Origin of the sequence: Enterobacter sp. 50588862, from assembly GCF_001462935.1 — a bacterium.
Classification (GTDB): Bacteria; Pseudomonadota; Gammaproteobacteria; order Enterobacterales; family Enterobacteriaceae; genus Enterobacter; species Enterobacter bugandensis.
Genome location: NZ_LNHM01000049.1, coordinates 62,905 through 81,364, shown reverse-complemented (window position 1 = coordinate 81,364; position 18,460 = coordinate 62,905). Strand labels below are relative to the sequence as shown.

The following is an 18,460-nucleotide window of genomic DNA, read 5'->3' as shown; positions in this document are numbered from 1 at the left end:
GTGCGGGCTGATGCCCTCACCCCGGCCCTCTCCCGCGGGGAGAGGGAGAAAACACTAAAAACGGCAACCTCAGGGTTGCCGTTTTGCTTTTACCTAACTGTGTTTGTTCTTCAATTCAAATCTCGGCGACACCAGACCGTACAGCGTCCAGCCCATGAAGGTCACTATCGCCCCGTACAGCATCGCCTCCTGTCCGGACGAGTAGAGCGCATAGAAGCTGTATATCGCCCCAACCAGCGCCACGATATTCGCTACTCGCGCTTTGTGCGGATCCACCTTCGCCACCTTCTGAATGATCGCCAGCGCCGCCATCGACAGAATATACGGGATGATGTTCGTCACCACCGCCAGGTTGACCAGCACGTTGAACTGGCTGTTCAGCGACGGGCTGATGGTCATTAGCGATAATCCGCTCTGGAAGATGACAATTGCCAGCATACCCTGCACCGGCGCATCGGCTTTGGTCACGCGGGAGAAGATTTTCGGGAAATAGCCTTCATCTGCCGAAGATTTAAAAACCTGTGCAATGGTGAACTGCCAGCCAAGCAGCGATCCGCAGCAGGACATCACCATCAACCCCATGATCACTTTCCCGACTTCCGGGGTGAACATCTGCGCAAAGGCCAGTCCGAACGGTGCCGTGGAGTTAGCCAGATCCATGTTTGGCACGATCCCCGCTATCACGTTGGTTGAAACGATATAGATCACCGCCGCGCCCAGCGTCCCGCCGAGAACCGCAATCGGCACGTTCTTCTCCGGATTTTCCACCACTTCCGCATTTGCGCAGGCGGATTCCAGGCCCAGGAAAGCCCAGAGCGTCATGGCGATAGACGAGCCCACGGCGGTGAAGAACGGCACATGGTGCGGGTTCCAGGAGTTGGCGTACAGCGTCGGGCTAAACCAGAACCAGCCGATGATGCACAGGCCGACCACCGGGATGATCACGCCCCAGACGGTAATGCTGCTGAGCTGTCCGGTGATGCGCGCGCCGCCAAAGTTGGCGACGGTACAGATCCACAGCACGCCGATGGTTGCCAGCCCAATTTGCACCGGGCTGAGCGTCGCGCCAAACAGCTCCGTACCGTAGCCCACGGCGGAGATGGCAATCGCCACGTTGGCGATCAGCAGCGACACCCCATAGGTATAGTTCGCCATAAAGTTGCCGGACTTGCCGAAGGCGTACTCGGCATAGCCGCCCATGCCGCCTGACTTGCGGCTGAACATCCCGCACTTGGCAAACGCCCACGCCAGCGCCATCGATCCGACAGCCGTCACCAGCCAGGAGATGATCGAGATGGTCCCCACCTCGGCAAGCTTGGTGGGCAGCATGATAATCCCGGAGCCCATCATGTTAACCATGGTGAGGATAGTCAGCTGCACCACGCCCATCTTATTGGACTTGCTCATAATTTTTCTCCTTTCAGCAGCGTTGGCTGAGCAGCGGATTGTTTGATGACGTAGCAGCGAACCTGTTTGCGACCGTCACACTCCTCGACGTACACGCCCTGCAGCTCCGGCGCGAAGCCCGGCAGCAAGTTGATGCCTTCTTCCAGCGCGGCAAAGTAGCGCAGCACGGAACCGCCCCAGACTTCCCCTGGAACCACGCACAGTACCCCCGGTGGGTAAGGGAGCGCACCTTCGGCGGCGATGCGGCCTTCCGCGTCGCGCAGGGAGACCAGCTCGACCTCACCGCGCAGGTAGGCGTAGTTCGCCTCTTGCGGGTTCATCATCACGTGCGGGAAGTGAGACTTGCGGAACATCTCTTTTTGCAGCTGCTTCACGTTATGTCGGGCGTACAGGTCGTGCATCTCCTGGCAGATCTGGCGCAGGGTGTAACCCGCGTAACGTTCCGGATGCTGTTTGTAGAGGGAGGGCAGGACGTCTTTCAGCGGCACATCGCTCTCAAGCAGTTTTTCGAAGCGCACCAGCTGGCCGACCAGCTGCTGCAGCTTGCCCATGTCCTCCGCAGGGGTGAGCAGGAACAGGATCGAGTTGAGATCGCATTTTTCCGGCACGATGCCGTTTTCACGCAGGAAGTTGGCGAGAATGGTGGCGGGCACGCCGAAGTCGTCATACTCCCCGGTGCGGGCGTTAATGCCCGGCGTAGTCAGGAGGAGCTTGCACGGGTCGATAAAATACTGATGCTCAGCGTAGCCATCAAAAGCGTGCCAGCGTTCACCCGGTACGAAATGGAAGAAGCGCAGATCGGTTGCAATCTCTGCCGTGTCCCAGCTTTCCCACGCGCGGCCATCCACCGTCTCGGGCACAAATGGACGAATAAATCGGCAGTTCTCCAGGATCAGCTTGCGCGCCTCAATGCCCGTCACCACGCAGTCCATCCACATGTTGCGGCCGCTTTGCCCCTCATGCATGCGGGCGTTAATGTCCAGCGCGGCAAACAGCGGATAAAACGGGCTGGTGGAGGCGTGCATCATAAAGGCATTGTTGAGCCGCTTATGTGGGACATAGCGTTGCTGGCCTTTGATGTGGCTGTCCTTCTTGTGAATTTGCGAGGTCTGCGAGAAGCCAGCCTGCTGTTTATGCACGGACTGGGTGACCAGAATCCCCGGATCGTTTTCGTTCAGCTCCAGCAGCAGCGGCGAGCAGTCGGCCATCATCGGAATAAACTGCTCGTAACCCACCCAGGCCGAGTCAAACAGGATGTAGTCGCACAGGTGCCCAATCTTATCCACCACCTGACGGGCGTTGTAGATGGTGCCATCGTAGGTGCCCAGCTGGATCACCGCCAGGCGGAACGGACGCGCATCGCGTGCACGGCCAGGCGCCACCTCTGCCACCCGTTCACGCAGGTAGCTCTCCTCAAAGCAGTGCGCGTCAATGCCGCCGATGAAGCCGTACGGGTTGCGCGCGGTTTCCAGATAGACCGGCGTTGCCCCAGCCTGAAGGAGGGCACCGTGGTGGTTAGACTTGTGGTTGTTACGGTCGAACAGCACCAGGTCGCCTGGGGTGAGCAGGGCGTTCAACACCACTTTGTTGGACGACGAGGTGCCATTCAGCACGAAGTAGGTCTTATCGGCGTTAAAGACTTTTGCCGCATGATGCTGGGCAATGCACGGTGCGCCTTCGTGGATCAGCAGATCCCCCATCGCAACGTCGGCGTTGCACAGATCGGAGCGGAAAAGCGTCTCGCCAAAGAAATCGACAAACTGATTGCCGGCAGGATGACGGCGGAAAAACTGCCCGCCCTGATGCCCCGGGCAGTCAAACGCGCTGTTGCCCTGCTTCACGTAGTCGACAAGGGCGCGGAAAAACGGCGGGCGCAGCTGGGTTTCATACTTCTGCGCGGCCGCTTCCAGCTGGCGTCCATAAAAGTCTTTGCTGGTGTCTGAATGCTCAAATACGCCGTGAATGCGCGATAAATAATCTGCCGGGATGAGCTCTTCTTTGTGCGTCGCCACAAATACGGGAATGCCAAAACCGGTAGCTTCTATTTCTTCCAGGATACCGCTGGCAATATCCGTGACCGCCAGAACAATGGCGGCAACATCAATATAATCAGAAGCGCGGACATCCACCACTTCACGCTGGGTAGTAAAGCAGTCCGGACATGCACGGCTGGCTGCGATTTTTAAATTTTTCATCTTTCTCTCTTTATTTTAGGTAATAAGCGTCCCTCGATTTCTTGCAAGAAAGAAATCGATAATTTTCCGGAAAAAAAGCAATGGGTAGCCGCTGATTAAAATCAGTGAATTGCTTTTTTGATGATTGAAATTCAGTCCGCCCGGTGCGGATGAGTCTGAATCAAGATGAATGAGCGCACGAGTTTACAGGCAATTGCCTGTAAGCTAAGGTTTTTCAGGATAACCTGTAAGCGAGTGCGCCAGAAGTCGAAGGACTACCGGGCATTAAAGAGATGAAAGTCAAAGCAGTTTCGGTGGGCAAACATCATAATATGCGTTGTCCGCCTTATATGGGGCATTAAGCGATTGTTGTTTTCCATGTTTCATTTTCCTTTCAGTAATTGAAAGCATGGTCATTTTATCCAGGCAAAGGCGATTAACCGTGAAGCAGATCACCATTAACCGATCATTTCAGAAATAATTAGTCGTTTTTGATGAATAATGCAGATCAAAATTCTGAATTGTTAGTGTCGCGTTAATAGATTGTGTTGTGAATGTTTGATGTGAGCGTAAATAATCAAAAAAATAACGGTTGGGATATTTGTGAAATATTTTCTGAGAGTTTTCGTTTTTATTTAAAAATAAATTGAATAGTTATTCAAAGCATAAACCGATAACCGATACCGGTTTCAGTTAATAAATGACGGGGGCGCGCGGGGTCAACTTCAAGTTTCTGGCGAAGATGTCCCATATATATGCGTAAATAGTGACTATGCTCCACCGCGTTGGGTCCCCACACCTGACTTAACAGCTGGCGCTGGGTGAGTACTTTACCGTGATTATTAAGCAGCACGGCGAGCAGGCGAAACTCGATTGGCGTGAGATGGATTTCTTCTTCACCGCGCACAATACGTCGCGCGGCCAGATCAACCCGGATATCCCCAAACGTGTAGGTTGGGTCAGCAGGCGTGGTTGCGCTATGGCGGCGCAGGGCCACGCGCAGGCGAGCCTGTAGCTCGCCGATACCAAAAGGTTTTATCAGATAGTCGTCCGCCCCGGCATCCAGCGCGGCGATTTTATCCGTCTCTTCAGTACGGGCGGAGAGCACCAGAATCGGCATCTGGCTCCACTGACGTACCTCGCGGATAAAATCGATGCCGTCACCGTCCGGCAGGCCAAGATCGAGGATCACCAGGTCCGGCTTGCGGGTTGCGGCTTCAATTAACCCCCGCTGAAGCGTACCCGCATCATGAACGCGCAGACCATCGCCTTCCAGCGCTGCGCGCAGAAACCGGCTAATGGCGATCTCATCTTCAACAATCAGAACGTTGATCACAAATCCTCTGGTAATTCATTCAGTTCCGGCGGGGTTTCCAGAGGAAGTGTAACACAAAAACGCGCGCCGCCTTCCGGACGATTCTCCGCGAAAATGGTTCCGCCATGAACATCAATTATTGCCTGACAAATCGCCAGCCCCAGCCCCACGCCCGGGATGGCAGATTCTTTATTGCCGCGTGCGAATTTTTCGAAAATAGCCATCTCCTGTCCGGCAGGAATGCCCGGCCCGGTATCCCAGACGTCAAGACGAAGCGTGTCGTCGTCCACCGTCGCATCCACCCCAATCCGGGCGCTGGCACCTGCATATTTGCCGGCGTTTTCCAGCAGGTTAATCAACACTCGTTCAAAAAGCGGACCGTCGACGTGAATTAACGTCAGGGGCTCGGGCATGTTCAGCGCAATATGCCGCCCACCGAGGCCGGGTTCGAGCATTTTCAGCGCGCTGCCCACCACCTCTTCAAGCGTGAGCCACTCTTTTTTGAGGTTAAAACCGCCCGACTGGATCCGCGCCATATCGAGCAGGTTATTCACCAGGCGCGTGGTATTGAGCACGTGCTGACGGATTTCGCTGGCCTGCATGGCGTGTTTTGAACCTTCTGCTGCCAGGTCCAGCGTCAGGATTTCCGACTGGCCAAACAGGACGGTAAGAGGTGTGCGCAGGTCGTGAGACAGCGCCGCCAGGAGCGAGTTACGGATGCTTTCGCGCTCGCTTGCCAGCCGGGCCTGCTCTTCGCTGGCGGTGAGGGCCAGCCGTTCCAGCGCGCTGGCAACAAGCAGCGTAAAGGTCTCCAGCAGTCGCTGCTGTTCGGGGATCATCAGCTGGCGCAGATTGGAGGGCTCCACGATAACCAGCCCCAGGTTTTTATCGGCGCTGCGCAGGGGCAGAATTTGATAGGGCACGCCGGGCAGGGTGTCGGTCCCTGCACCCGCCGGTAGCCCTTTATCAAAGCTCCAGCGGGCGATGGCTTCGTCCCAGGGCGTCATGCCCGAGGCCGACGTCAGCGGGCGCAGCTTGCCGTGATCGTCCGGGAGTAAAATCAGGTTGCTGGCATGAAAGGTCGAGCGAATAAACTGCTCGCTGGTCTGCACAATATCCAGCGGCGTGCGGCCTACCGCCAGCGATTTCGACATCTCATAAAGATGCCGCGTGCGCTGTTCGCGATAGCGGGCGATACGCGCCTGGTAGCGCACGCCAGCCGTTAAGTTCCCGATCACCAGCCCGACGGTAAGCATCACGGCGAAGGTGAGGATGTACTGTACGTCCGAGACGGCGAGCGTCCCGCGGGGGGCAATAAAGAACAGATCGAAGCTGATGACGTTAATAACCGTCGCCAGTACCGACGGCCAGCGTCCGTAAAAGAGCGCCACCACTACCACGCCCAGCAGGTAGATCATCACCAGGTTGGCCGCGTCGAAGGCAATCAGCCATTTGCTGGCGATTATAGTGATCAGGGCGCAGAGCACGACGGCGACAAAACAGCCGCGGAGCTGAATGCGCCATTTATCGCTGAAGGCCCGGCTGTCCGGCGCGCGGCTGGGGAGGGGAGCAGGTTTATCATCCAGCGCCACGATCACCAGGTCCAGATCCGGCGCGCGGCGGGCCAGCTTGTCGGCAAAGGATTCGCGGCTAAACCAGCGGCGATGCTGGCGGCGGCCAATGACAATTTTCCCCAGGTTATGCTCCCGCGCGTAGCGCAGAATGGCCTTATCTTCCTGCGGATCGGAAAGGGTAGCGGTTTCGGCACCCAGCTCCTGCGCCAGGCGCAGCGAGCTCAGGATCGCGCGGCGCTGATTTTCGGGCAGAGCGTGCAGCTGCGGCGTTTCGACATACACCGCATGCCAGACGCTGCCAAATTTGGCCGCCAGGCGCGCAGCGGTGCGGACCAGTTTTTCATTGCCGCTGCCGTGCCCCACGCACAGCAGAATGGCATCCCGCGTATGCCAGACGCGCTCCTGTCCCTGCAGGTCGCGCCAGGCGCGCATCTGATCGTCAACGCGATCGGCAGTACGCCGCAGGGCCAGCTCGCGCAGGGCAATCAGGTTACCTTTGCGGAAGAAATGTTCGATGGCGCGCTCGGCCTGGCCGGCAATATAAACCTTTCCTTCGTGCAGGCGCTGGCGCAAATCGTCAGGAGGCAGGTCAACCAGCACCACCTCATCGGCAGAATCAAAGAACGGGTCGGGCACCGTCTCGCGCACCTGAATGCCGGTCACGCCGCTGACTACGTCGTTCAGACTTTCAAGATGCTGAACGTTAACCGTCGTGAACACATCAATGCCGGCCTCGAGCAGCTCTTCAACATCCTGCCAGCGTTTGGGATGGCGTGAGCCTGGCGCATTGCTGTGCGCCAGTTCGTCCATCAGGATAAGCGCGGGACGGCGGGCGAGGGCGGCATCGAGATCGAATTCAGTGACTAACCGACCGCGATGGCTGATGCGGCGGGGCGGCTGGGTAGCCAGCCCCTTCAGCAGTGATGCTGTCTCTTTACGTCCGTGGGTTTCAACCACGCCGATCAGAATATCGAGCCCCTGCGCCCGAAGCCGCTGGGCTTCCGTCAGCATGGCGAAGGTTTTCCCGACGCCTGCGCAGGCGCCAAAGAAAATTTTCAGTTTGCCGCGATGGGCTTCAGCCGTCTGTTCAAGCAGCCTGTCCGGATCCGGGCGCATGGGCTCGTCGGTCATTTAGTTTTTCCTTAGCGCGTCCAGCGCCAGATTCAGCTCAACAATATTTACCACGGGCATGCCGATGAAGTTGACCAGCGGCTTTTGCGTGTGCTCTGCCACCAGCTTGCTCACCTGTTCCACGGTCAACTGACGGGCGGCGGCGACGCGCGGGATCTGCCAGGCCACCGCTGCCGGCGTCAGGCTGTAGTCCAGCCCGCTGGCCGAGGCGGTCACCAGCTCTACGGGCACCTCGCGGCTGGCCTGAGGATTGGCGGCACGCAGGGTTGCCACGCGTTCAGAGACGGCTTTGTCCAGCTCCGGGTTGCTGCCCGCCAGGTTACTGCCGCCGGATGCCATCGGATTATACGGGCTTTCGGCAGTGGCGGAAGGGCGTCCCTGGAAGTAGCGAGCATCCGTAAAGTTCTGACCAATCAGGCGTGAACCGCGGTTTTCGCCGTTTTGTATAATCAGCGAGCCGTTGGCCTGATCCTTAAACCACCACTGGCCCAGCGCGGTGGTTACCAGCGGGTACAGCCCGCCGGTAATGAGAGACAGCAGAATAAACAAAAGTATAGCGGGGCGTAACATCGTCATTTGATTCACCTTTTAAACCAGCCCGAACAGCGTCAACAGCAGGTCGATAGCCTTGATACCGATGAAAGGCACCACCAGCCCGCCCAGGCCGTAAATCCACAGGTTGCGGCGCAGCATGGCGGCGGCGGTCAGCGGCTTATAGCTCACGCCCTTCAGCGCCAGCGGAATAAGAAAGACAATGATCAGGGCGTTGAAAATCACCGCGCTCAGAATGGCCGATGCCGGAGAGTGCAGGTGCATCACATTCAGCGCATTGAGCTGCGGATAGGTGGCCGCAAAGGCCGCCGGGATAATGGCGAAATACTTCGCCACGTCGTTGGCGATACTGAAGGTGGTCAGCGAACCGCGCGTCATCAACATCTGTTTGCCGATGTGCACCACCTCAATCAGCTTGGTCGGGTTAGAGTCGAGGTCGACCATGTTGCCCGCCTCTTTTGCTGCCTGGGTACCGGAGTTCATCGCCACCGCCACGTCGGCCTGCGCCAGGGCAGGGGCATCGTTGGTACCGTCGCCGGTCATCGCCACCAGACGACCTTCCGCCTGATACTGACGAATCAACGCCAGCTTGGCTTCCGGCGTGGCTTCGGAAAGGAAATCATCCACGCCCGCTTCGGCGGCAATCGCCGCTGCGGTAAGACGGTTATCCCCGGTGATCATCACCGTTTTAATGCCCATTTTACGCAGCTGGGCAAAGCGCTCTTTAATGCCGCCTTTAACGATATCTTTCAGGGAAATTACGCCCAGCACGTTCGCGCCTTCTGCCACCACCAGCGGCGTGGCCCCCTGACGGGCTACGCTTTCGACCAGGTTGTCCACTTCAGGCGGGAAGTGGCCATTGTTGGCCTCAATGTGGCGACGGATGGCGTCAACAGAGCCTTTACGGATCATGCGATCCTGAATGTTAATCCCGCTCATTCGGGTTTGCGCCGTAAACGGCACGAAGGTGGCATGCAGGCTCTGAACGTCGCGCTGGCGCAGGTTAAAGCGCTGCTTGGCGAGAACAACAATGCTTCGGCCCTCCGGGGTTTCATCGGCAAGCGAGGAGAGCTGTGCCGCATCCGCCAGCGTTTTTTCATCCACGCCCGGGGCGGGTAAGAAATCCGACGCCTGGCGGTTACCGAGGGTAATGGTGCCGGTTTTATCCAGCAGCAACACATCCACGTCACCGGCGGCTTCTACGGCACGCCCGCTGGTGGCGATGACGTTGGCACCGAGCATACGGCTCATGCCAGCCACGCCGATGGCCGACAGCAGGCCGCCAATGGTGGTGGGGATAAGGCAGACCAGCAGCGCCACCAGTACCGTGACGGTGACCGCGGTACCGCCATAGGCGGAGAACGGCCACAGTGTGGCGGTTGCCAGCAGGAAGACAATGGTCAGGGCCACCAGCAGGATGGTCAGGGCAATCTCGTTTGGCGTTTTACGGCGCTGTGCGCCTTCCACCATGGCGATCATCCGGTCGAGGAAGGTTTCACCCGGGTTAACGCTGCATTGGATCACCAGCCAGTCGGAGAGAATGCGCGTCCCGCCCGTCACGGAGGCAAAATCACCGCCGGATTCACGGATCACCGGTGCGGATTCCCCGGTAATGGCGCTTTCATCTACCGATGCGCCACCTTCAATGACTTCTCCGTCGCACGGGATGATGTCGCCAGCTTCCACCAGCACCACATCACCTTTACGTAGTTCATCCGCCGGAACGTGGTCCATCTGCGCACCGTACTTCGGTTCACGTAGCTTGCGCGCGAAGGCGGTTTTTTTCACCCCTTTCAGGCTATTGGCCTGGGCTTTACTGCGGCCTTCCGCCAGCGCTTCGGCAAAGTTGGCGAACAGCACGGTAAACCACAGCCACAGGCTGATGGCGCCGGTAAACATCGCATTTCCCGGCATATGGCCCGTTCCCATGACAATCGCCAGGGCGGTTGTCAGGACGCTTCCCGCCCAGACAATAAACATCACCGGGTTGTGCCACTGCACGCGCGGGCTCAGCTTTTTCACCGCATCCATGAGCGCCTGGCGAACTAATGACGGTTCGAACAGGGCCAGTTGTTTACGACTCATGACAATTTCTCCGCAAAATCAGCGTAAAGAGAGGTATTCCGCGACCGGGCCTAACGCGAGGGCGGGGATAAAGGTCAGGGCGCCGACCAGCAACACGGTGCCCGTCAGCAGGCCGATAAACAGCGCGCCGTGGGTCGGTAATGTCCCGGTAGTGGTCGGCTGGATTTTTTTGTTCACCAGCGATCCGGCTATCGCCATAACCGGCACAATGATCCCGAAGCGGCCCACGAACATGCAGAACGCCAGCAGACAGTTCCAGAACGGAGAGTTGGCGCTTAAGCCTGCAAAGGCGCTGCCGTTGTTGTTGGCGGCAGAGGAGACGGCATACAGCACTTCACTGAAACCGTGAATGCCGGGGTTAAAGATGCCGCTGCGTCCGGCCTCGGTCATCAGCGCCAGCGCGGTGCCGAGCAGCACGAGAGCCGGGGTGACCAGGATTGCCAGCGCGGTTAATTTCATCTCGCGAACGTCGATTTTTTTACCCAGATATTCCGGGGTGCGGCCAATCATCAGACCGGCAATAAACACCGCCAGCAGCACGAACAGCAGCATGCCGTAAAGACCGGAGCCCACGCCGCCAAATACCACCTCGCCAATCTGCATCAGCCACATCGGGATCATGCCGCCCAGCGCGGTGAAAGAGTCATGCATGGCGTTCACCGCCCCGCACGAGGCTGCTGTAGTGACGACTGCATAAAGGCTGCTGGCAAGAATGCCGAAGCGGCTTTCTTTGCCTTCCATATTAATAGTGCTGTTCGCCCCAAGCTGCATGAAATGGGGGTTACCGCTCCATTCAGCCCACATCACCAGCGCCACGCAGACCACGAAGATCAGCGACATGGTCCAGAGCAGTGTGCGGCCCTGACGGCGATCGTTGACCACATCACCAAAGGCGAAACAGAGCGCGGCGGGGATCAGGAAGATCGCCAGCATCTGCACAAAATTGGTCAGGGCGGTAGGGTTTTCAAACGGATGCGACGAGTTGGCGTTGAAGAATCCGCCGCCGTTGGTGCCGAGCATCTTGATGGCTTCCTGCGACGCCACTGGGCCCATCGGCAGGAGCTGTTTTGCTCCTTCCAGCGAGGTATACGGGGCGTAAGGCAGCAGGTTTTGCAGGGCGCCCTGCTGAATAAAGAACAGCGCGATAAGCAACGCAATCGGCAGCAGGATCCACAGCGTAATGCGCGTCAGATCCACCCAGGCGTTACCCAGGGTACCGATTTTCTGACGTGCAAACGCGCGCGTCAGCGCGAAAATTACCGCGATACCGCTGGCTGCAGAGAGGAAGTTCTGCACGGTTAATCCAGCCATCTGGCTGAAATAGCTCAGCGTGGTTTCACCGGCATAGGACTGCCAGTTGGTGTTGGTAACAAAACTGACCGCCGTGTTCAGCGCAAGATGCCAGGACAGGCCCGGTAACCGTTGCGGATTCAGCGGCAGGATGCCCTGCAGCATCAGCATGGCAAAAAGTGCAAAAAGCCCAACGATGTTCAGCAGCAGAATAGCGAACAGATATTCGCGCCAGCTCATCTCCCGATCGTCGATTCCCAGCACGCGCCAGATCCCTTTTTCAACGCTTCCCGTGCCGGGCAGGGGGACGTTGTTGATAAGCCTGGCCAGCCCCGTTCCCAGCGGCCTTGCCAGAACGAACAATACCACTAAGAAGCTGGCAATAAGCAAAAACGCCTGAGCAGCCATCAGAATGCCTCCGCGTTAATCAGGGCATAGACCAGATAACCCAATAACAGGAACACCAGCACGATGCCGGCAATAAGACCTGCACTCACAATCCACCTCCGGGTGACTTTTGTTGTTGTGCTAACGGTAGGATTTATGGCGCAAAGATTTCGCAAAAATGAGAAGGGCGGGTGTAAAAAAAGTATAAAAATGGCAAAGCCCACAGTTTAACTATTGATAAGTAAATCGTTAACTTTTTTGTAACTTAATTACGGTGCGAGTGTAAGTTTTTGCTAAACGGACGAAAATAAGTGGTCGGATGAGTAGTAAAATTACAAACAAAGCGATATTATTTTATCCAGGTCACAGATTTCACATTTTCCGGAGAAGGTTTCCGGCCAACTACAGGGGAGAAAAATATGGATCTTTATAAAGAGTATCCGGCTCATATCGTGTTCATGCGTCGCACTTTCGCCGTAGTGGCTGGCGTGCTGGCCCTGCCGGTGATGTTGTTCTGGAAAGATCGCGCGCGTTTTTATAGCTATCTGCACCGCGTCTGGGCGAAAACCAGCGAGAAGCCGGTGTGGATGGATCAGGCAGAGAAAGCGACCTGCGATTTCTATTGATACAACGCTGACGCGTAGCCATAAAAAAACCGCCAATAGCAATATGGCGGTTTTTTTGTCCCTCGGGATTCGCGGTCCGTTGGGTGGTCTTCAAGCCCTCGTCAGAGGCTTCCAAGAATATCTCGGGTCCTTAAGTAATCAAACTGCAACTCCCTAAATATATTCTTAAAATCTTTTCGGTGGATTACGTTTTACACCAGGGCCAACTACTATGCAGCGTCCCTTTCCGCCATCTCGCACATGGGCACCGGTCCCGGGAAAGGCGTCACCACAACCGTAAGTCAGGCTCTCGTCAGGGCTTGTGTCCACCGATTTATCACCGGTGGTGAACGGTGGAGCGGTTAGCAGCAGGGACCGCATAGTGAAACGCTATATATGCATCGCGTTCATTGTCGCCAGCGTACTCGTTGTAAAGAGTGATGAACCTAATGCGTTTGTCGCTTTAACCACGATAGCGCAGGACAAGTAGCGTTAAGGCCGCCCCGGGCGGCCTTTTTTATTTCATCCCGTCTACACTTCATGGCAAAGTAGTTCAATGCATGCTTTTTCCTTGTATGGCATGCCCTTATGGACATAATGGACAATAGCCTGGAGTTTTATGGCCACCCATCTGGTTTGGTTTCGCGCGGATTTGCGCGTACATGACAACATCGCTCTCGCGGCAGCCTGCCGCTCTGATGACGCCAGCGTACTGGCGCTATTTATCGCCACGCCTGAGCAGTGGCAGCAGCATGATATGGCACCACGGCAGGCGGCTTACCTCAAATCACACCTGAACGAACTGCAGCACGCGCTTGCCGAGAAAGGCATACCTCTTATCTACAAAGAGGTCAGCGATTTTACCGCGCAGCTTCATATGCTGCAGGAGATATGCCAGCAGAACGGCGTCACGCATCTTTTTTATAACTACCAGTACGAACTGAACGAACAGCAGCGGGACCGCCAGCTGGAGAAAATGCTGGGAGAGGTGGTATGTGAGGGATTTGATGACAGCGTGATGCTGGCTCCGGGCAGCGTTATGACCGGCGGTCACGAAATGTATAAAGTGTTTACGCCGTTTAAAAATGCTTTTGTTAAGCGCCTGAAAGAGGCGCTGCCGGAGTGCGTACCCGCGCCCGCCGCCAGAGGAGAGGCTATAACCGATCTCCCCGAATTAACGTTCAACTATCCCCTGCGGGCATTTGATGAACTTCTGTTCCCTGCCAGTGAGAAGGCCGCTATTGCGAAGCTGCGCCAGTTTTGCAAGCAGTGCGCGGGAGAATATGACGCGCGCAGGGATTTCCCGGCAATTGAAGGGACAAGCCGGTTATCGGCCTGCCTGGCGCTGGGCGTGCTCTCTCCTCGCCAGTGTTTGCATCGTCTTCTGGCCGAACAGCCGCAGGCGCTGGACGGTGGTGCGGGCTCGGTGTGGCTGAACGAACTTATCTGGCGTGAATTCTACCGCCATCTGATGACGTACCATCCCAATCTCTGTAAGCATCGTCCGTTCATTACGTGGACCGACAGCGTAAAATGGCAGCACGATGAGGCACTTTTACAGGCCTGGCAAAAAGGGGATACGGGCTATCCGATTGTGGACGCCGCTATGCGCCAGCTAAATGAAACCGGGTGGATGCACAATCGTCTGCGAATGATTACCGCGAGCTTCCTGGTGAAAGATCTGCTTATCGACTGGCGAATCGGAGAGCGCTATTTTATTTCTCAGCTGATCGATGGCGATCTGGCGGCGAATAACGGTGGCTGGCAGTGGGCGGCCTCTACCGGCACCGATGCGGCTCCCTATTTCAGGATTTTTAATCCGACCACGCAGGGGCAAAAATTTGATGCCAACGGCGACTTTATTCGCCGCTGGTTGCCCGCGCTCAGGAACGTTCCTGAAAAAGCGATCCATGACCCGTGGGCATGGGCGGATAAACAGGGCGTAAAGCTCGATTATCCCCGCCCGATTGTCGACCATAAACAGGCGCGCGTCGCCACGCTGGCGGCGTACGAAGCCGCCCGAAAAGTTTGAGAGAATGATGATGAAAAACAGTGAACTGGAACGCCTGATTAACGAAAAACTTAATACCGCCTCCTTTAGCGACTATGGCCCGAATGGCCTGCAGGTCGAAGGGCGCGAAACGGTGCAGAAAATCATCACCGGCGTGACGGCAAGCCAGGCGCTGCTGGATGAGGCGGTGCGTCAGGAAGCCGACGCGGTGATTGTCCATCACGGTTACTTCTGGAAAAACGAATCGCCGATTATCCGCGGCATGAAGCGCAACCGCCTCAAAACGCTGCTGTCGAATGATATCAACCTGTACGGTTACCATCTGCCGCTGGATGCGCATCCTGAACTGGGAAATAACGTCCAGCTGGCGCAGCTGTTAGGGATTACCGTGATGGGTGAAATCGAGCCGCTGGTGCCGTGGGGCGAACTGTCGATGCCGGTACCGGGGCTGGAGCTGGCCTCGTGGATCGAAGCGCGGCTGGGGCGTCGTCCGCTGTGGTGCGGAGATACCGGGCCGGATACCGTGAAGCGCGTGGCGTGGTGTACCGGCGGCGGCCAGGGCTTTATCGACAGCGCCGCGCGCTTTGGTGTTGATGCGTTTATTACCGGCGAAGTCTCCGAGCAGACGGTTCACTCTGCCCGCGAGCAGGGGCTGCATTTCTACGCGGCAGGCCACCACGCTACCGAGCGCGGCGGTATTCGCGCCCTCAGCGAGTGGCTGACGGAAAATACCGATCTGGATGTGACCTTTATTGATATTCCTAATCCGGCCTGATGAGAGGTAGTTAAGTGCAGCGAGCGCGTTGTTATCTTCTGGGTGAAACCGCGGTAGTTCTGGAGCTTGAGCCTCCCGTGACGCTTGCCACGCAAAAGCGTATCTGGCGCCTGGCACAGCGACTGCCCGAGCTACCCGGCGTGGTTGAAGCTATTCCGGGTATGAATAATATCACCGTGGTGTTACGCGATCCGCACACCGGGGCGCTGGATGCCATTGAGCGTCTTCAGCGCTGGTGGGAAGAGAGCGAGGCGCTGGAGCCAGAATCGCGGGCGATTGAGATCCCGGTTGTCTATGGCGGCAAAGGTGGCCCTGACCTTGGCGTGGTGGCCGAACACTGTGGATTAACAGTAAAGCAGGTTGTGGAGCTGCACAGCTCGGTGGATTACGTCGTCTGGTTTCTGGGTTTTCAGCCGGGCTTTCCGTATCTGGGCGGATTATCTCCCCGGCTGCATACCCCGCGTCGGGCTGAGCCGCGCCTGAGCGTACCCGCAGGAACGGTGGCGATTGGCGGTGAACAAACCGGAATTTATCCGCTTACTTCACCGGGCGGCTGGCAGCTTATCGGGCACACCTCTATGCCACTATTTAAACCGGGGCAGGAGGCACCGATCCTCCTGCGTCCGGGTGATACCCTGCGCTTTATCCCGCAGAAGGAGGGGGTATGTTAACGCTTATTCGCGCGGGGCTTTATACCTCCGTTCAGGATGCCGGACGCTTTGGCATGCGCCAGTCCGGCGTGAGCTACTGCGGTGCGCTCGATCGTCCTTCGCTGGAGATTGCCAACCTGCTGGTAGGCAACGCGGGCAGCACGGCGGCGTTAGAAATTACGCTGGGTCAGTGCGTTATTGAATTTGGTGAGGAGACCTGGTTCGCCTTAACCGGCGCGGGCTGTGACGCAACGCTGGACGGCAAAGCGGTGTGGACCGGCTGGCGATTGCGGGCGAAAGCCGGGCAGCGTCTGACGCTTAAGCGTCCTCTGCACGGCGTGCGCAGCTATCTTGCCGTGGCGGGGGGCATCGACGTGCCGGAGGTGTTGGGGTCGTCCAGCACCGACCAGAAAGCGGGAATGGGCGGCCATGAAGGACGGCTGCTGCGCGACGGCGATCGTCTTGCGATTAAGCCATCAGCGCGCCATTTCACCACCACGCAGGGCGTGAAGCAGCTGCTTTGGGGGAACGTGATCCGCGCCTTGCCGGGACCGGAATATCAGGAGTTTGATGAAGCCTCAAAAGAGTCTTTCTGGCGTTCGCCGTGGAAAATCAGCCCGCAGAGTAACCGTATGGGTTACCGGCTTCAGGGGCAGCCGCTGACCCGCACGACTGACCGGGAGCTGCTTTCCCACGGGCTGCTGCCGGGGGTGATTCAGGTGCCGGGCAACGGGCAGCCCATCGTACTGATGAACGACGCGCAAACTACCGGCGGCTATCCGCGTATTGCCTGCATTATCGAAGCGGATCGCTACCATCTGGCGCAAATCCCTCTCGGTCAGCCGATTCATTTCGTGCAGTGTACGCTGGAGGAGGCGCTAAAGGCCCGGCAGGATCGGCAGCGCTATCTCGAACAGCTGGCGTGGAGGCTTGATGGTAAAGATTGATTTAAACGCCGATCTGGGGGAGGGCAGCAGCGCCGATGCGGAACTGATGACCCTGGTCTCCTCGGTCAATATCGCCTGCGGTTTTCACGCGGGCGATGCGCAAACCATGCTGGAGAGCGTGCGTAATGCCATTAAAAACGGCGTGGCGATTGGCGCTCACCCGAGCTTCCCGGACCGGGAGAACTTTGGCCGTACGGCGATGGATCTGCCCCCTGAGACGGTCTACGCTCAGGTGCTCTACCAGATCGGCGCGCTGGAGGCGATAGTGCGCGCTGAACATGGCGTGCTGCGTCACGTCAAACCGCACGGCATGCTCTATAACCAGGCAGCGAAAGCCCCGGCGCTGGCGGAGGCGATTGCCCGCGCGGTGCGGGACTGCAATCCGCAGCTGATTCTGGTTGGCCTGGCGGGTAGCGAGCTTATTCGTGCCGGAGAACGGCTGGGGCTGACGACGCGGCAGGAAGTCTTTGCCGATCGGGGATACATGCCGGACGGCAGCCTGGTGCCGCGCACGCAGGCCGGTGCGCTGATTACTGACGAAAATAAAGCGCTGGCGCAGACGCTGGCGATGGTGCGCTTCGGGCGGGTGACCGCTGTGGACGGCACGTCGGCACACGTTCAGGCTGATACGGTATGTTTACATGGTGATGGCGAGCATGCGCTCCAGTTTGCGCGCCGCCTGCGGGCGGCGTTCTCTGAAGAGGGCATTCTCGTCAGCGCAGATTGATTATTAAAGGACAATGACATGCCTGAAGGTCCGGAGATCCGCCGTGCGGCGGATAGCCTGGAGGCGGCGATAAAGGGCAAACCGCTGACCGATGTCTGGTTTGCCTTTCCTCAACTTAAGCCGTTTGAAACAGAGCTGGTGGGACAGACGGTGACCCACATTGAAACGCGCGGCAAAGCGTTGCTCACGCATTTTTCCCATAACCTGACGTTATATAGCCATAACCAGCTCTACGGTGTGTGGCGCGTCGTCGATGCGGACGAGCAGCCGCAAACGACGCGCGTGCTGCGCGTCCGGTTACAAACGGCGGATAAGGCGATCCTGCTCTACAGCGCCTCTGATATTGAAATGTTAACGCCGGAGCAGCTGCTGACGCATCCGTTCTTACAGCGCGTCGGGCCGGACGTGCTGGACATGCGCCTGACGGCGAGCGACGTGAAGGCCCGACTGTTATCGCCAAAATTCCGCAACCGCCAGTTTTCCGGATTGTTGCTCGATCAGGCTTTTCTGGCGGGATTAGGCAACTATCTGCGGGTGGAAATCCTTTGGCAAGTGGGGCTGGCGCCGCAGCGCAAGGCCTCTCAGCTTAGCGAGGAACAGCTGGACGCGCTGTCGCACGCGCTGCTGGATATTCCACGGCTGTCGTACAACACGCGCGGCGTGGTGGATGAGAACAAACATCACGGGGCGCTGTTCCGCTTTAAGGTGTTCCATCGGGCGGGGAAAAAGTGCGAGCGGTGCGGCGGGATTATCGACAGGATTATGCTCTCTTCCAGACCTTTTTACTGGTGCCCGCACTGCCAGAGATAAAAGCAAAACGGTAACCCAGG

16 protein-coding genes are annotated in these 18,460 nt (G+C 57.6%); 7 read left to right on the top strand and 9 right to left on the bottom strand.

Annotated features, from left to right (window positions below):
• Positions 1–93: 93 nt before the first annotated feature.
• From potE to kdpF, 9 genes are all read right to left on the bottom strand, one after another.
• Positions 94–1,407 (bottom strand): putrescine-ornithine antiporter, encoded by a 1,314-nt coding sequence (gene potE / locus APT89_RS22160; protein ID WP_045630860.1) that lies wholly within the window; start codon positions 1,405–1,407, stop codon positions 94–96.
• The gene (speF, locus tag APT89_RS22155; RefSeq protein ID WP_060573618.1) at positions 1,404–3,602 is read right to left on the bottom strand and encodes an ornithine decarboxylase SpeF; all 2,199 of its coding nucleotides are present in this window, start codon (positions 3,600–3,602) and stop codon (positions 1,404–1,406) included. Before speF ends, potE begins: the two co-directional genes overlap by 4 nt.
• A 254-nt stretch (positions 3,603–3,856) precedes the next feature.
• Positions 3,857–3,961, bottom strand: a complete 105-nt coding sequence (speFL, locus tag APT89_RS23880; protein WP_003858645.1) for a leader peptide SpeFL — start codon at positions 3,959–3,961, stop codon at positions 3,857–3,859.
• A gap of 278 nt (positions 3,962–4,239) precedes the next feature.
• On the bottom strand, positions 4,240–4,917 hold the full coding sequence (gene kdpE / locus APT89_RS22150) for a two-component system response regulator KdpE (protein ID WP_008501074.1): 678 nt from the start codon (positions 4,915–4,917) through the stop codon (positions 4,240–4,242).
• Positions 4,914–7,601 carry a two-component system sensor histidine kinase KdpD gene (gene kdpD / locus APT89_RS22145; protein ID WP_060573616.1) on the bottom strand — a complete coding sequence of 896 codons (2,688 nt, stop codon included), beginning with the start codon at positions 7,599–7,601 and terminating at the stop codon, positions 4,914–4,916. Before kdpD ends, kdpE begins: the two co-directional genes overlap by 4 nt.
• Positions 7,602–8,177: a potassium-transporting ATPase subunit KdpC gene (kdpC, locus tag APT89_RS22140; RefSeq protein WP_060573614.1), complete on the bottom strand. Its 576-nt coding sequence runs from the start codon at positions 8,175–8,177 to the stop codon at positions 7,602–7,604.
• A 12-nt stretch (positions 8,178–8,189) separates the two neighbouring features.
• Positions 8,190–10,238 carry a potassium-transporting ATPase subunit KdpB gene (gene kdpB / locus APT89_RS22135; protein WP_060573612.1) on the bottom strand — a complete coding sequence of 683 codons (2,049 nt, stop codon included), beginning with the start codon at positions 10,236–10,238 and terminating at the stop codon, positions 8,190–8,192.
• An 18-nt stretch (positions 10,239–10,256) separates the two neighbouring features.
• A complete protein-coding gene (kdpA, locus tag APT89_RS22130) occupies positions 10,257–11,936 on the bottom strand; it encodes a potassium-transporting ATPase subunit KdpA (protein WP_060573610.1) in 1,680 nt (559 codons plus the stop codon).
• Positions 11,936–12,025 carry a K(+)-transporting ATPase subunit F gene (gene kdpF / locus APT89_RS23875; protein ID WP_014069365.1) on the bottom strand — a complete coding sequence of 30 codons (90 nt, stop codon included), beginning with the start codon at positions 12,023–12,025 and terminating at the stop codon, positions 11,936–11,938. Before kdpF ends, kdpA begins: the two co-directional genes overlap by 1 nt.
• 309 nt (positions 12,026–12,334) lie before the next feature.
• Here kdpF and APT89_RS22120 point away from each other — a divergent pair, with 309 nt between their 5' ends.
• The 7 genes from APT89_RS22120 (at position 12,335) to nei (ending at position 18,440) form a co-directional block, all read left to right on the top strand.
• Positions 12,335–12,541, top strand: a complete 207-nt coding sequence (locus tag APT89_RS22120) for a YbfA family protein (RefSeq protein ID WP_014069366.1) — start codon at positions 12,335–12,337, stop codon at positions 12,539–12,541.
• A gap of 598 nt (positions 12,542–13,139) precedes the next feature.
• The gene (gene phrB, locus APT89_RS22115; RefSeq protein WP_060573608.1) at positions 13,140–14,552 is read left to right on the top strand and encodes a deoxyribodipyrimidine photo-lyase; all 1,413 of its coding nucleotides are present in this window, start codon (positions 13,140–13,142) and stop codon (positions 14,550–14,552) included.
• A 10-nt stretch (positions 14,553–14,562) separates the two neighbouring features.
• Positions 14,563–15,306 (top strand): type 2 GTP cyclohydrolase I, encoded by a 744-nt coding sequence (locus APT89_RS22110; protein WP_028012373.1) that lies wholly within the window; start codon positions 14,563–14,565, stop codon positions 15,304–15,306.
• A 14-nt stretch (positions 15,307–15,320) separates the two neighbouring features.
• Positions 15,321–15,977: a 5-oxoprolinase subunit PxpB gene (gene pxpB, locus APT89_RS22105; protein WP_028012374.1), complete on the top strand. Its 657-nt coding sequence runs from the start codon at positions 15,321–15,323 to the stop codon at positions 15,975–15,977.
• Positions 15,971–16,903: a 5-oxoprolinase subunit PxpC gene (pxpC, locus tag APT89_RS22100; protein ID WP_028012375.1), complete on the top strand. Its 933-nt coding sequence runs from the start codon at positions 15,971–15,973 to the stop codon at positions 16,901–16,903. Before pxpB ends, pxpC begins: the two co-directional genes overlap by 7 nt.
• Positions 16,890–17,630 (top strand): 5-oxoprolinase subunit PxpA, encoded by a 741-nt coding sequence (pxpA, locus tag APT89_RS22095; RefSeq protein ID WP_060573606.1) that lies wholly within the window; start codon positions 16,890–16,892, stop codon positions 17,628–17,630. The genes pxpC and pxpA overlap by 14 nt, the downstream gene beginning before the upstream one ends.
• Before the next feature lie 18 nt (positions 17,631–17,648).
• Entirely contained in the window at positions 17,649–18,440 is a 792-nt protein-coding gene (gene nei, locus APT89_RS22090; RefSeq protein WP_060573604.1) for an endonuclease VIII, read from the top strand.
• The last annotated feature ends 20 nt before the right edge of the window (positions 18,441–18,460 follow it).